Source organism: Jeotgalibacillus proteolyticus (genome assembly GCF_050107735.1).
Classification (GTDB): Bacteria; Bacillota; Bacilli; order Bacillales; family Jeotgalibacillaceae; genus Jeotgalibacillus; species Jeotgalibacillus proteolyticus_A.
Genome location: NZ_JBNILO010000016.1, coordinates 44484 through 58421 on the forward strand (window position 1 = coordinate 44484; position 13938 = coordinate 58421).

Here is a 13938-nt window from a genome sequence, read left to right on the forward strand (position 1 = left end):
ACCTTAGCCCCTTCTCCAACGGATGCCCTGCGCTGTATCCTCAAGAATGATGTTCAGTTCTTTTAGCTGATCCCGTATTTCATCTGCTGTTTTGAAGTCACGGTCTTTTCGCGCCTGTTCGCGTTTTTTGATTAAGTCTTCTATGTCCTGATCAAGCAATTCCTTTTCCTGTGTCATCGAAAATCCAAGCACTCCTGCAAGCTCGTCAAACGCTGCTGTAAATGCATCGATGACTTCCACTGACGTATTTTTTTCTCTTAAATAATGGTTCGCTTGGCGGGATAAATCAAACAGAACTGAAATGGCATTAGCTGTGTTAAAGTCATCATCCATCGCCTTACCGAACGTTTGTTTGGTTTCGTTAATTTCTTTCAGCCATTGCTCATTATGTTCAGCCAGGTTTGCACTTAGTCCTTTGCGGTGAAGCAGATTTTCATACGAGGTGCGGATTCTGTCAAGACCTGCTTTTGCTGCATTCAACAGTTCCAGGTTGTAATTGATCGGGTGACGGTAATGCACAGACAGCATAAAGAAACGAAGCACCTGAGGATCATGCTCTTTCAGAATGTCATTCACCAGGACAAAGTTGCCGAGAGATTTGGACATTTTTTCATTATCGATATTGATGTAGCCGTTATGCATCCAGTAATTTGCAAATGACTTCCCTGTTAACGCTTCAGACTGGGCAATTTCATTTTCATGGTGAGGGAAAGCAAGGTCCTGGCCTCCTGCATGAATGTCAATCGTGTCTCCAAGATATTTGCGTGCCATTGCGGAGCATTCAATATGCCAGCCGGGACGTCCCGCTCCCCATGGACTTTCCCAGGAAATTTCGCTTTCCTTTGCGGCTTTCCATAATACAAAATCCAGCGCATCGTCTTTTCGCTCGTCTGATTCGATTCTGGCACCAATCCGGAGTTCATCGATCGATTGGTGGGATAGTTTTCCGTATTCTTTGAATTTGCGTGTTCGGTAATATACATCCCCTGCTGATTCATACGCATATCCCTTGTCGATCAATGTTTGAATAAACTCGATAATCAGGTCAATATTTTCAGTCACCCTCGGGTGGGCTGTACCCCTTTTGCAGCCGAGCGCCTCCACATCATCAAAATAAGCATTGATAAATCGTTCAGCTACTGCCGGCACATCTTCCCCCAGTTCATTGGCTGCACGGATCAATTTATCATCCACGTCCGTAAAATTCGACACGAAGTTAACATCGTAGCCTCTGTATTCCAGATGACGGCGAACCGCGTCGAATACAATCGCAGGGCGTGCATTTCCAATGTGAATATAATTGTAGACAGTAGGTCCGCATACGTACATGGAGACCTTGCCTTCTTCCTGCGGGGTAAATCGTTCTTTTTTTCGTGTGACTGTATTATAAAGTTGAATGCTCATTGTTCGAGCTCCTCTCTCTTTCTTTCTTCAGCTGATCTTTCATAAATGCAAGTTCCGTTTCCAAATGGCGCATACGGTCCCAGATCGGATCCGGCATATCCTGATGGTTTAGGTCCCGGGGACATTTCACCCCATTGCGCACAACCACTCTTCCCGGAATACCGACAACGGTAGAGTTGGCTGGCACATCATGCAGGACAACAGAGCCTGCTCCTACTTTAGAGTTTTCCCCAATGGTGATGGAACCCAGCACTTTTGCTCCTGTTGCGACCAGCACATTGTCTTCGAGGGTGGGATGACGTTTTCCTTTTTCTTTTCCCGTGCCCCCGAGGGTGACCCCCTGAAATACCGTTACATTATTTCCGATTTCACAGGTCTCTCCGATCACGACTCCCATGCCATGATCAATAAAAAAGCGCCTGCCAATTTTGGCTGCGGGATGGATTTCGATGCCCGTAAAAAATCGCGCGAGCTGAGATATTACCCGGGCAATAAAATACAATTTCCGACGATAAAAGACATGAGCAACCCGATATCCCCAAATCGCATGCAGTCCGGAATACGTTAAAATTATCTCAATGGCGGATCTTGCTGCAGGATCCTGATCAAAAACGGTTTCAATATCTTCCTTGACTCGCTTAAACATCGCTTTCCCCCCTTTTGCTGCACAATCAGTACATATAATGGATAAACTGACTAATCTTATTGGAAATATAGCCTTATAAAAACAAAAAAAACGCCTCTGTCAATTGACAGAGACGCCTTACACGCGGTTCCACTCTGTTTGAAGCCCAAAGAAACAGACTCCCCACTTAATCGGAAATAACGGTCCGTACCGCTTATGCCTACTAATGTTTCAGCAAAAGGCTCAGAGGTGCATGTTGGGAAAAGGAGTCGCCTGAACCACTTTCAGCCGGGTGGTGGTTCTCTCTTATCGGGTTCCTTTTCTTACTTTTCCTCGTCTCAGCTTTACTCAAATTTCATATAAACGTAGTTAATGTATGCTTATAAATATATCATATACCATTTAAATAAAAATGTTAATTCGAAAGCTTGCTTATACGGGCGAGAACTCTTTCTTTGCCCAACACTTCAATCGCATTTGGAAGCTCAGGTCCGTGTGTTTGACCGATAACTGCGACACGAATCGGCATAAATAATTTTTTTCCTTTATGACCCGTTTGTTTTTGAACGGCTTTTATGGCTTTTTTAATTTCTGCGGATTCAAAGTTCTCCAAAGCCTCAAGCTGACTGGCGAGCTCTCCCATTACTTCCGGAACCTGTTCTTCTGCCAGGACTGCACTTGCCTCTTCATCGTACGTAATCTCCTCTTTGAAGAACAATTCTGATAGATCAACAATTTCAGCTCCGAAACTCATTTGCTCCTGATAAAGTGCGACCAGGCTTCGCACCCATTCTTCTTCTTCAGCTGAACGGTCCTTTGAAATTCGTCCCGCTTCTTCCAGGTGAGGAACAGCAAGCTGTACGACTTCATCCAAATCAAGGTTTTTCAAGTACTGATTATTCATCCAAACCAGCTTTTGTGAATCAAACACTGCTGGTGATTTAGATAATCGGTTCGCATCGAAGATTTCAATGAATTGTTCTTTAGAGAAAAGTTCATCTTCCCCTTTAGGAGACCAGCCAAGAAGCGCAATAAAGTTGAATAAGGCATCCGGTTGATAGCCAAGATCTTTATACTGCTCGATGAATTGAATTATCGATTCATCACGCTTACTTAATTTTTTACGGTTTTCATTCACAATAAGCGTCATATGACCAAATACGGGTGCTTCCCATCCGAATGCTTCAAAGATCATCAGCTGCTTCGGTGTGTTAGAAATATGGTCATCCCCGCGCAGCACGTGAGAAATCTTCATGAAATGGTCATCTACTGCTACTGCAAAGTTATACGTAGGAATGCCGTCCTTTTTAACGATAACAAAATCCCCGATGCCATCACTTTCAAAGGATACATCATCTTTCACCATGTCGTTAAACGTATAGGTCTTACCGGCAGGCACTGCAAAACGTATGCTCGGCTCTCGTCCCTCTGCTTCCAAAGCGGCACGTTCTTCATCTGTTAAATTGCGGCATTTCCCGCTGTATCTTGGCATTTCTCCCCTTGCAATTTGTGCTTCCCGTTCTGCTTCAAGCTCCTCTGAAGTACAGTAGCATTTATAGGCAAGACCTTTTTGAAGCAGTTCATTATAATGCTTTTCATAAAGATCATTTCGCTCTGACTGACGGTAGGGTCCGTACTCTCCCCCCACATCAATGCTTTCATCCCACTCGATGCCAAGCCACTTTAAATAGCGCAGCTGTGACTCTTCACCCGTTTCAATATTGCGTTTTGAATCAGTATCTTCAATGCGGATGATAAGCTTTCCGCCCAGATTTTTAGCAAATAAATAATTAAATAGGGCGGTACGCGCATTCCCTATATGTAAGTGACCGGTTGGACTTGGTGCATAACGTACACGAACTTCTGTAGACATAAGTAATCCTCCTATTTTGTACTTCTTATTTTGCCTGAATTAAAATAGTGGCCTGAGCGGCAATGCCTTCTTCACGGCCTGCAAAGCCAAGCTTTTCTGTCGTGGTGGCTTTAACATTCACTTGTTCTTTTGACGCTTCAAGGAGCCCGGCAATCCGCTCCCTCATCTCTTCTATATGCGGAGCCATTTTAGGGCGCTGTGCGATAATCGTACAATCAATATTAGCCAAATGGTAGCCTTCTTTTTTCACAAGATCCCATACATGCTTCAGCAGCTTAGCGGAATCCGCTCCTTTAAAAGCGGGATCCGTATCAGGGAAGTGCTTGCCTATATCTCCTGCACCGATTGCCCCGAGCGCTGCATCTGCTACTACATGAAGCAGCACATCCGCATCTGAATGGCCAAGCAGTCCTTTTTCATGAGGAATCGTAACCCCCCCAAGGATCAGCGGTCTGCCTTCCGTTAATTGATGAACATCATAGCCTTGTCCGATCCGGAACATATTTTCACCTCATTTTAACTCTGTTTCACTTGTTCAAACATAGCTAAATTATTTGTATTTTAATAACCGCTTTTTCTTTTTTTAAGAATGGCTTCAGCAAAAAAAAGGTCTTCTTTTGTCGTCAGCTTTATATTATCATAATCTGCCTCTACAACTTGAACTTTTTCACCAATTTGTTCAACGAGGGAAGCATCATCGGTTCCATTAAAACCGTTTTTTACTGCTTCCTGATTTGCCTTAAGCAGCAAAGAAAGACGAAAAGCCTGCGGTGTCTGAATCGACCACAAGCTTGAACGATCTATTGTGTTCTCAACTGTTCCTTCCCGGATCACTTTCATTGTATCTTTAACTGGCACTCCCGCTATAGCCGCTCCTGTTTGAAATGCCTGTTCGGCCAATTCATGAATCGCAGCCTGCTGGATAAAGGGTCTTGCCCCGTCATGCACCATCACGATAGAAGCTGTTGCGTGGAGCAGGGCGTGATAGACGCTCTGCTGTCTTTCTTTTCCGCCCTCTGCCATCGCGACCACTTTATGAATGGAATATTCCGCAAGCAGCTCTTCAAGCACGTTACGGTCATCCGGGCTCACAGCAAGAATAATTCCCTTGCACAGCGGATCCTCTTCAAATACCTGAAGTGTATGAATAATAACCGGTTTGCCGTCTATAGTAAGCAGCAGTTTATTTCGGTCTGCCCCCATCCGTTTTCCTTTTCCGGCAGCTGGGATAATCACTTCATACTCCATTTGACTAACTCCTGTTCTATGCGATTAAAGCGCTTTTTCGTATGCTTTCGGTTTCGCAAAAATCATTCTTCCGGCTGATGTCTGAAGAACACTCGTTACGATCACATCTATATGTTTGCCAATAAAATTTTTACCGTCTTCTACGACAATCATGGTCCCGTCATCGAGGTAGGCAATTCCCTGGTTTTGTTCCTTGCCGTCTTTAATCATTTGAACATGAAGCTCCTCACCAGGCAATACAACGGGTTTAACAGCATTGGCCAAATCGTTGATATTTAGCACTTGAACGTCCTGCAAATCACAAACTTTATTTAAATTAAAGTCATTGGTTACCACAATCCCGTTCAGTACTTTAGCCAGCTTCACCAGCTTGCTGTCCACCTCGTGGATTTCTTCAAAGTCCCCTTCATAGATCGTCACCTGGATTGGTATATCCCGCTGAATCCGCTTGAGGATATCAAGTCCGCGCCGTCCACGATTCCGTTTTAATGCATCAGAAGAATCAGCGATATGCTGTAGCTCTCCCAAAACAAATTGAGGAATGACAATTTCTCCATCTAAAAAGCCTGTCTGGCAAATGTCGGCGATCCGCCCGTCTATAATGACACTGGTATCCAAGATTTTATGACGTTTAGAGGCAGGGGGTTCCACCATTTGCTGCTGTCCATTAATATCCAGTGTTTTTTTGGCGGGGTTCTTCGTGAACAGCTGAACCATCTCATCCCGTTTGGTAAACCCAACCCGGAAGCCTAAATAGCCCAATATCAGGGTAAGTAAAATAGGCGCTACTGTATTTACAATCAAAATTTGAATATCATTAATCGCTACACCAAGCAGGAACGCTACAATCAAGCCGATAATCAGTCCGAGTGTACCAAAAAGCAGATCTGTCACCGGCGCCTCCACCAGTCGATCCTCGCACCACTTAAGGAATTCCACTACGTGATCAATCAGCCAAAATAAGATAATATAAAAAATAATAGCTCCTAAAATAGCAGTAACATAGGGATTATTAATAAGTGCGTTATCTACACCTAAAGGCCCAAACAACAAATCAGGAATTAAAAACACGCCCAGAGTTCCACCTAAAATCAAAAAACACACTTGTACGATTCGTCTTAACATTCCTTCACCTCCTTGTTTCATTATTTACCAATTTCTTTATTTCAAACCTTACTAAAAGCAATAAAAATGAATATTTCAGCACATCTCTCCTGATAATCTGCTTTCTTATTTTAAAAAGCGTAGCACGATGTTCATCAGAAAGTCAATTTATACAAAACGACATATCATATCATATATCTACAAAGCTGGCAATCCATTATTTCACAGCTGATTATCGGCAATCGATTGATCTTTAATCAGCCGCAGCCCCTCTTTGATTTTTTTGGCTCTGACTTCTCCAATCCCTTCTACATCGTCGAGCATCTGAACAGACGCTTTGACCATTTGGTTGAGGTGGGAAAACTCATTTATCAAATTTTCAATGATCATAATGGGCAGGCGGGGAATTTTACTCAGCACACGATACCCTCTTGGCTCTGTCGTATCCTCCGCCGGTGTATAGACGCTGAACCCAAGCAGCTTGAGGAGTGCGCCGTCTTCAAGTACCTCAGACGTGACCATATCCTGAAAACGATTGAGGAGTTCAAAGGATTTAATATGTCTGTCCTTCGCATAATCCCGCATAATCATCATAGCTTCTTCTTCCATGTCGGCAATTAATTCGTTCATCTGCAAACGGACTAATCTGCCTTCTGTTCCTAATTCGTTTAAATAAACCAGCAGTTCATTTTTAATACGCAGAACCATCTCAAAACGGTGCAGCACCTGAAGAACGTCACCAAACGTCACCATTTCCTCGAATTCCAAAAGGGTTAAATGGGAAATACTTTGATCGAGCACCACCCTGTATTTTTCCAATGTTTGAACCGCTTGGTTGGCTTTTGCCAAAATGACGGCGATCTCCTTCAGCGCGTAACGAAAAGTCCCCTTGTATAAAGTTATAACGTTTCTTCTCTGAGAAATAGCGATAACCAATGCATCCGTTTCTCTTGCTACACGTTCTGCTGTTCTGTGCCTCATGCCGGTTTCTGAAGAGGGAACCATTGGACTGGGGGCAAGCTGAGCATTGGCAATTAAAATTTTGTTTCCTGTTTCATTTAAAATAATGGCTCCGTCCATCTTAGCCAGTTCATATAAAAATGTTGGAGAAAATGGGCAATGGATTTGAAAGCCCCCATCTACAATCGATTTCATTTTCTCATTGTATCCTACTACTATCAGACCACCCGTTCCTGCACGCAAAACATTATCGAGCCCTTCTCTGAACGGAGTGCCCGGGGCTACGAGCTGCACGATGTCAATGGCCCGCTCCTGCTTTCTTTTTTCTTCCATTTTTTTAATCCCCCAATACTTTCTTCAACGCTTCATTTACATCTGAAACACCAACGACTTGTATGTCTTCTGGGAACTTCCATCCTCCAATATTATTGGCTGGAATAAAGACCCTTTTAAATCCCAGCTTTGCAGCTTCCTGCACCCGCTGTTCGATCCGGGATACTCTTCGTATTTCTCCAGTAAGCCCTACCTCTCCTATAATGCAGTCAGTTCCACTCGAAGGCTTATCTTTAAAGCTTGAAGCAATACTTATCGCAACTGCCAGATCAATTGCCGGTTCATCCAGGCGTACGCCGCCGGCTACTTTTAAGTAGGCATCCTGCTGCTGTAAAAGCAGTCCCACTCTTTTTTCAAGAACAGCCATTAAAAGAGAAACTCTGCTTTGGTCCACGCCTGTGGCCATTCGCCGCGGATTATTAAAACTTGTAGGGGTCACAAGCGCCTGGATTTCAACCAGCACCGGACGCGTCCCTTCCATCGAGGCTACTACAGTGGAGCCCGCTGCTCCCTGTGATCTTTCTTCAAGGAAAATTTCCGAAGGATTTAACACTTCTTCTAATCCGGATTCCTTCATTTCAAAAATACCCATCTCGTTGGTAGAGCCAAACCGGTTTTTCACAGCCCGTAAAATCCGGTACGTATGATGGCGTTCTCCTTCAAAGTAAAGCACGGTATCAACCATATGCTCTAAAATTCGAGGGCCTGCAATGGAGCCTTCTTTTGTCACATGGCCCACGATAAAAATGGCGATGTTTTTCATTTTGGCAATCCGCATCAGCTCAGCTGTACATTCCCTTACTTGAGTGACACTCCCCGGGGCGGAAGTGACTTCAGGATGATAGACGGTTTGAATCGAATCAATGACTACAAAATCCGGGGACAATTGTTCGATGGAGTGGTGGATCGATTCTAAGTTTGTTTCTGCATAAACATATAAGTTTTCAGAGGTAACGTTTAAACGATCAGAACGAAGTTTCGTTTGCTTAACAGATTCCTCGCCTGAAATATAAAGGACTTTATTTTTTGTTTCTGCAAGCTGAGAGGATACCTGTAAAAGCAAGGTGGACTTCCCAATGCCCGGATCTCCCCCTATTAAAATCAGCGAGCCCGGAACCACACCTCCGCCAAGAACACGGTTTAATTCTCCGCTTTTTGTCTCCACTCGCGGCTCCTGAATGGATTCAACTGATACAAGAGGGGTTGCTTTAACTGAACTTCCTTCAGGTGTATGCGTAAAAGTTTTTCTTGGCTGCTTCCCTGTAATGGATACATCTTCAACCATCGTGTTCCATTCTCCACAGCCTGGGCATTTGCCCATCCATTTTGCAGATTCATAGCCGCATGACTGGCACATGAATTTTGTTTTCTTTTTTGCCACTCTATTTCCATCTCCTTGCAAGGTTTATAAAAAAATAGTGCACGTGTTGGAGGCTGACACACGTGCACTAATTGATTGATTTAAAGATCTTCTGTATCAGCCGTTAAGTCGCAGTAGAACCTGCTTCTTCTTTGCGGTTTACAACGAACTCTTTGCCTTCTACATCAATTTCAACCGTGTAGCCTGCAAGCACGTTTCCTTTTAACAGCTCTTCGGATAGACGGTCTTCCACATGCTTTTGAATCGCACGGCGCAGCGGTCTTGCCCCGTATTCAGGATCGAATCCTTCATCTGCAATTTTTTCTTTTGCAGCTTCTGTTATGGAGAGTTCTATATCCTGCTCTTTTAGGCGTTTAACCAGCTCATTCGCCATCAGCGTCACGATTTCTTTGAGGTGGTCTTTTTCAAGTGAATGGAACACAATCATTTCGTCGATTCTGTTTAAAAACTCCGGACGGAAAGCGCGCTTCAATTCTTCAAGCACCTGTCCCTTCATGTCTTTATAATCCTGTTTGGAGTCCTGAACATTAAACCCGACATTTTTATTGAATTTCAATGCACTTGCTCCAACATTGGACGTCATAATTAATACGACATTGCGAAAATCTACCGTCCGTCCTTTGGAATCCGTTAAACGGCCATCCTCAAGCACTTGGAGCAGAATATTAAATACGTCAGGATGCGCTTTCTCAATCTCATCAAGCAGAACGACTGAATAAGGCTTGCGGCGGACTTTCTCTGTTAATTGACCGCCTTCTTCATACCCGACATACCCTGGAGGAGATCCGACAAGCCGAGATGTAGAATGTTTTTCCATATACTCAGACATGTCGATTCGGATCATGGCGTCTTCATCGCCAAACATGGATTCGGCAAGAGCTCGTGCAAGTTCCGTTTTACCAACACCTGTAGGTCCTAAGAAAATAAATGAACCGATTGGGCGTTTCGGATCTTTTAAGCCGGCTCTCGCACGTCTAACGGCTTTGGAAATGGCTGTTACTGCATCTCCCTGGCCAATAACACGATTGTGGAGTGTTTCCTCAAGATTCAGCAGCTTTTGGGTTTCAGTTTCTGCCAGACGGGAAACCGGTACTCCAGTCCAGGTTGATACTACATGAGCGATATCTTCAACCGTTACTTCTGTATTTTCCTGACCCTGTTTTTCTTTCCAGATCTTTTTCGTTTCATCCAGTTTTTCTTTTGTCTTTTGTTCAGAATCCCGTAAAGAAGCGGCCTTTTCAAATTCCTGACTTTGAACAGCTGCATCCTTTTCGTTGCGGATTCCTTCTAATTTTGCTTCAAGCTCCTTTAAATTAGGAGGTGTTGTATAAGAACGCAGACGCACTTTTGAGCCTGCTTCATCGATTAAGTCAATCGCTTTATCAGGGAGAAAACGATCTGAAATGTAACGGTCTGACAGTTTTACAGCCGCATCAATCGCTGCATCTGTAATTGATACGCGGTGATGTGCTTCATAACGGTCGCGCAGCCCTTTTAAGATCTGAACAGATTCTTCAGCAGTCGGCTCATCTACCTGGATGGGCTGGAATCGGCGCTCTAATGCTGCATCTTTTTCAATGTACTTTCGGTATTCATCAAGCGTTGTAGCACCGATACATTGCAATTCACCACGTGCGAGAGATGGTTTCAAAATGTTTGAAGCATCAATTGCACCTTCTGCTCCTCCTGCTCCAATCAGCGTATGAAGCTCATCAATGAACAGAATGATATTTCCTGCCTGGCGGATCTCATCCATTACTTTTTTCAAACGGTCCTCAAATTCTCCGCGGTATTTTGTTCCTGCAACTACCGTACCCATATCAAGCGTCATAACCCGCTTGTCGCGCAGAATTTCCGGCACTTCATTTTGCACAATCTGCTGGGCAAGCCCTTCTGCGATCGCCGTTTTACCAACTCCCGGTTCTCCAATCAACACAGGATTGTTTTTAGTCCGGCGGCTCAGTACTTCAATTACGCGTTGAATTTCTTTACTTCTCCCGATTACCGGATCGAGACTGCCTTCACGTGCAATAACGGTAAGATCCCGTGCAAGTCCGTCAAGTGTAGGTGTACTCGCATTGGCATTGGAGCTGCCTTGATGACCGCTTGCTTCATTGCTGCCGAGCAGCTGAAGCACTTGCTGTCTTGCTTTATTTAAACTGACACCCAGATTGCTTAATACCCGTGCTGCCACACCTTCTCCTTCACGGATTAATCCCAGTAGGATGTGCTCAGTGCCTACATATGAATGCCCTAATTTACGTGCTTCATCCATTGAAAGCTCAATTACTTTTTTTGCCCGCGGGGTATAATGAACGCTTGGTGACTGCTCAGTACCTTTGCCGATCAGTTCCTCAACTTCTTCCTGAATCTTTTCCGTGCTTAGATTCAGGCTCTTTAATGCCTTTGCAGCAATGCCTTCTCCTTCTCGAACAAGCCCGAGCAGGATATGTTCAGTGCCAATATTTGAATGGGAAAGACGAATTGCCTCTTCCTGTGCCAACGCCAATACCTTCTGTGCTCTCTCCGTAAATCGTCCAAACATCATAGGTCTGTTCCTCCTTTTAGCTGTGAATCATCCATTTCTAACCGTTCACGTATTAATGAGGCCCTTCGCAAATCACGTTCAAAAGGACGCAAAAACCCTCCCGCGTATTGCTGAAGGAATCCTGGCTGAGTAAGAATCATCAGTTCGTTTAAAATCGTCCGAGGTACATCTTTTATATACCCTAAATCAATTCCTAAACGCACATCCGATAAACATTTAGCAGCTTCTTTAGATTCTATGACACGGCTGTACCTTAATACACCATAGGACCTAAAAACACGGTCTTCAAGCTGAACACCTGAAGTCTGAACCAACGCTTCGCGCGCTGCTTTTTCCTGGGCAATTATCTGGTGAACAACCCGTAGGAGGTCTTCTACAATGTCTTCCTCAGATTTTCCAAGCGTGGTTTGATTAGAAATTTGAAAGATGTTACCTAAAGCTTCGCTGCCTTCCCCGTAAATTCCTCTCGCCACAAGACCAAATTGTCCAATAGCCGGAATAATTCTGTTCATTTGGTTTGTCATCATTAAACCTGGTAAGTGCATCATAACAGATGCCCGTAAGCCTGTGCCAACATTTGTGGGGCATGTGGTCAAATAACCAAGCTGCTCATCAAATGCATAATCAAAGTGTTCTTCAATTGAATCGTCAAGTTCATTTGCCTTTCGCAGTGCTTCTTTTAACTGTAATCCAGGGTACAAGCACTGAATGCGCAGATGATCTTCTTCATTTACCATAATACTGATGTCTTCTTCGTCTGACAGCCATACAGCAGATGAAGCTGAATCTTCGGCAAGATTCGGACTGATCAAATGCTTTTCAACCAATACACGCTTCTGAAGCTCCTGGAGTTCCTTCATTTCCAGAAGTTCCAGAGCTCCCCCAGCCTCTTTCATACTCTGCTTCACTTTTTGAGAAACGTCCGCTGCCTCTTTTTCAGTAAAAACGGTAGGGAATGAATGGTGTTTGCTATTTCTCGCTAATCGTATTCGACTGGATAACACAATTTCTGAATAAGGTCCTTCTTCGTTCATCCAGGAAGTAACAGCCTTCGTCAAAAATTTTTCAAGTGTCAAGGCTGCTCACCTCCATGCTTTCGAATATCTTTTTCAAGAGAACGTATATGATCGCGAACTCCCGCTGCTTTTTCAAATTCTTCACCATTTACTAATTCCTTTAACTCTGTTCTTAGCTCGTTGATCTTTCTTTTCACATGAATCGTCCCGCCTTCACGCTCAGGAAGCTTCCCCTGATGAATCTCATTGCCGCTGTGAAGCCGTTTCAAAATAGGGGGAAGCTGATCACGAAAAGATTCATAACAGGAAGGACAGCCGAATTTTCCAATTTTCAAAAACTGAGGAAAGGTTAACTTACATTCCTTGCAGCGAATTGTTTCTTTCTCAGAATGCTGTGATTGGTTAGGCTGTTGTACAACTGGAGTAATATTTAAAAGGCCCGCAAGTAAATTATTGAATGAAAAGGCACTTGCATCGTTGGATAAAAACGCATCCCCTTTATCTTGTGCACAAACCTCACACAAGTGCACTTCTGTTTTTTCTCCATTAATCACTTTCGTAAAATGCAATGCTGCGGGACGCTGCTGGCACTCTTGACAAACCATCCCTCTCACCTCATTTATTTATATTTTAAAGTTGTTAACATAGCGGTTAACATTCTTGCCCGAATTTCATCACGTAAAGGCAATGGAATTTTAAGAGTAGCTCGATCCATTGCACTCAGCATCAGCTTAGCCTCTCTTTTAGAAATACATTCTTCATCCAGCAGCCTGAACACTACATCCTCCGCTGTGGCTTGTGCTATATGAGTTTGAAGAAGCTCTGTGATCTGATCAATAAGATGAGACTGATCATGGCTTTTAACCTTAATTATGCGTATATAACCGCCTCCGCCCCGCTTACTTTCAACAACATATCCGCGCTCTACTGTAAATCGGGTATTAATCACATAATTAATTTGAGAAGGCACACACTGAAATTTGTCCGCAATTTCACTTCTCTTTATTTCCACTATTTCACTTCCACTGCCTTCTAAAACCTGCTTTAAATACTTTTCAATAACATCAGAAATGTTTTTCACTACCCCCACCCCCTTTGACTTTGACTATCTTTGACATAAATTATACAATACGTTTTGATCTTTTTGCAAATAGGTGGACTGAGTTGAAGAAAAAAATTCCCGTTATTTGAATCTTGGATTAAAAACGTGAAAATAAACACTGCGCTAAGTTAAACAATCGAATAGCTGCATTAACACGTATTTAATGAAGGAATGCTACTGGAACATTTTTTCGGTTTGCAGCACAAAAAAAGCCATTCCCAAAGGGAATGACTCTTTTTTTGTGCCTAGCGACGTCCTACTCTCACAGGGGGAGACCCCCAACTACCATCGGCGCTGAAGAGCTTAACTTCCGTGTTCGGCATGGGAACGGGTGTGACCTCTTC

At 43.7% G+C, this 13938-nt stretch carries 12 protein-coding genes, 1 rRNA gene and 1 other annotated feature; all 13 genes read right to left on the reverse strand.

Going from position 1 to position 13938, the window contains the following annotated elements; all coding sequences use genetic code 11:
• Nucleotides 1–3 precede the first annotated feature (3 nt).
• Nucleotides 4–1404, reverse strand: coding sequence for a cysteine--tRNA ligase (cysS, locus tag ACQCT8_RS18065; RefSeq protein WP_426873431.1), 1401 nt, complete (start codon nt 1402–1404; stop codon nt 4–6).
• A complete protein-coding gene (gene cysE / locus ACQCT8_RS18070; protein ID WP_426873432.1) occupies nt 1385–2050 on the reverse strand; it encodes a serine O-acetyltransferase in 666 nt (221 codons plus the stop codon). The genes cysS and cysE overlap by 20 nt, the downstream gene beginning before the upstream one ends.
• A gap of 105 nt (nt 2051–2155) precedes the next feature.
• Nucleotides 2156–2378, reverse strand: a binding site (T-box leader).
• Nucleotides 2379–2444: 66 nt separating this feature from the next.
• Complete coding sequence (gltX, locus tag ACQCT8_RS18075; RefSeq protein WP_426873433.1) at nt 2445–3902, reverse strand: glutamate--tRNA ligase; 1458 nt, start codon at nt 3900–3902, stop codon at nt 2445–2447.
• Nucleotides 3903–3927: 25 nt separating this feature from the next.
• Nucleotides 3928–4404, reverse strand: coding sequence for a 2-C-methyl-D-erythritol 2,4-cyclodiphosphate synthase (gene ispF, locus ACQCT8_RS18080; protein ID WP_426873435.1), 477 nt, complete (start codon nt 4402–4404; stop codon nt 3928–3930).
• Nucleotides 4405–4463: 59 nt separating this feature from the next.
• Nucleotides 4464–5150 carry a 2-C-methyl-D-erythritol 4-phosphate cytidylyltransferase gene (ispD, locus tag ACQCT8_RS18085; RefSeq protein ID WP_426873437.1) on the reverse strand — a complete coding sequence of 229 codons (687 nt, stop codon included), beginning with the start codon at nt 5148–5150 and terminating at the stop codon, nt 4464–4466.
• A 24-nt stretch (nt 5151–5174) separates the two neighbouring features.
• Nucleotides 5175–6275, reverse strand: coding sequence for a PIN/TRAM domain-containing protein (locus ACQCT8_RS18090; RefSeq protein WP_426873439.1), 1101 nt, complete (start codon nt 6273–6275; stop codon nt 5175–5177).
• A gap of 201 nt (nt 6276–6476) precedes the next feature.
• Entirely contained in the window at nt 6477–7547 is a 1071-nt protein-coding gene (disA, locus tag ACQCT8_RS18095; protein ID WP_426873441.1) for a DNA integrity scanning diadenylate cyclase DisA, read from the reverse strand.
• A gap of 4 nt (nt 7548–7551) precedes the next feature.
• A complete protein-coding gene (gene radA, locus ACQCT8_RS18100; RefSeq protein ID WP_426873443.1) occupies nt 7552–8928 on the reverse strand; it encodes a DNA repair protein RadA in 1377 nt (458 codons plus the stop codon).
• A gap of 103 nt (nt 8929–9031) precedes the next feature.
• The gene (gene clpC, locus ACQCT8_RS18105; RefSeq protein ID WP_426873445.1) at nt 9032–11476 is read right to left on the reverse strand and encodes an ATP-dependent protease ATP-binding subunit ClpC; all 2445 of its coding nucleotides are present in this window, start codon (nt 11474–11476) and stop codon (nt 9032–9034) included.
• Nucleotides 11473–12552, reverse strand: coding sequence for a protein arginine kinase (locus tag ACQCT8_RS18110; RefSeq protein ID WP_426873447.1), 1080 nt, complete (start codon nt 12550–12552; stop codon nt 11473–11475). Before ACQCT8_RS18110 ends, clpC begins: the two co-directional genes overlap by 4 nt.
• Nucleotides 12549–13097, reverse strand: coding sequence for a UvrB/UvrC motif-containing protein (locus ACQCT8_RS18115; RefSeq protein ID WP_426873449.1), 549 nt, complete (start codon nt 13095–13097; stop codon nt 12549–12551). Before ACQCT8_RS18115 ends, ACQCT8_RS18110 begins: the two co-directional genes overlap by 4 nt.
• Nucleotides 13098–13111: 14 nt before the next feature.
• Nucleotides 13112–13573: a CtsR family transcriptional regulator gene (locus tag ACQCT8_RS18120; protein ID WP_426873451.1), complete on the reverse strand. Its 462-nt coding sequence runs from the start codon at nt 13571–13573 to the stop codon at nt 13112–13114.
• Nucleotides 13574–13837: 264 nt separating this feature from the next.
• A 5S ribosomal RNA gene (rrf, locus tag ACQCT8_RS18125) occupies nt 13838–13938 on the reverse strand; the annotation flags it as partial.

Coding starts and splice junctions, on each gene's coding strand:
- cysS (WP_426873431.1), bottom strand. CDS start 1,404: ATGAGCATTCAACTTTATAATACAGTCACACGAAAAAAAGAACGATTT.
- cysE (WP_426873432.1), bottom strand. CDS start 2,050: ATGTTTAAGCGAGTCAAGGAAGATATTGAAACCGTTTTTGATCAGGAT.
- gltX (WP_426873433.1), bottom strand. CDS start 3,902: ATGTCTACAGAAGTTCGTGTACGTTATGCACCAAGTCCAACCGGTCAC.
- ispF (WP_426873435.1), bottom strand. CDS start 4,404: ATGTTCCGGATCGGACAAGGCTATGATGTTCATCAATTAACGGAAGGC.
- ispD (WP_426873437.1), bottom strand. CDS start 5,150: ATGGAGTATGAAGTGATTATCCCAGCTGCCGGAAAAGGAAAACGGATG.
- ACQCT8_RS18090 (WP_426873439.1), bottom strand. CDS start 6,275: ATGTTAAGACGAATCGTACAAGTGTGTTTTTTGATTTTAGGTGGAACT.
- disA (WP_426873441.1), bottom strand. CDS start 7,547: ATGGAAGAAAAAAGAAAGCAGGAGCGGGCCATTGACATCGTGCAGCTC.
- clpC (WP_426873445.1), bottom strand. CDS start 11,476: ATGATGTTTGGACGATTTACGGAGAGAGCACAGAAGGTATTGGCGTTG.
- ACQCT8_RS18115 (WP_426873449.1), bottom strand. CDS start 13,097: ATGGTTTGTCAAGAGTGCCAGCAGCGTCCCGCAGCATTGCATTTTACG.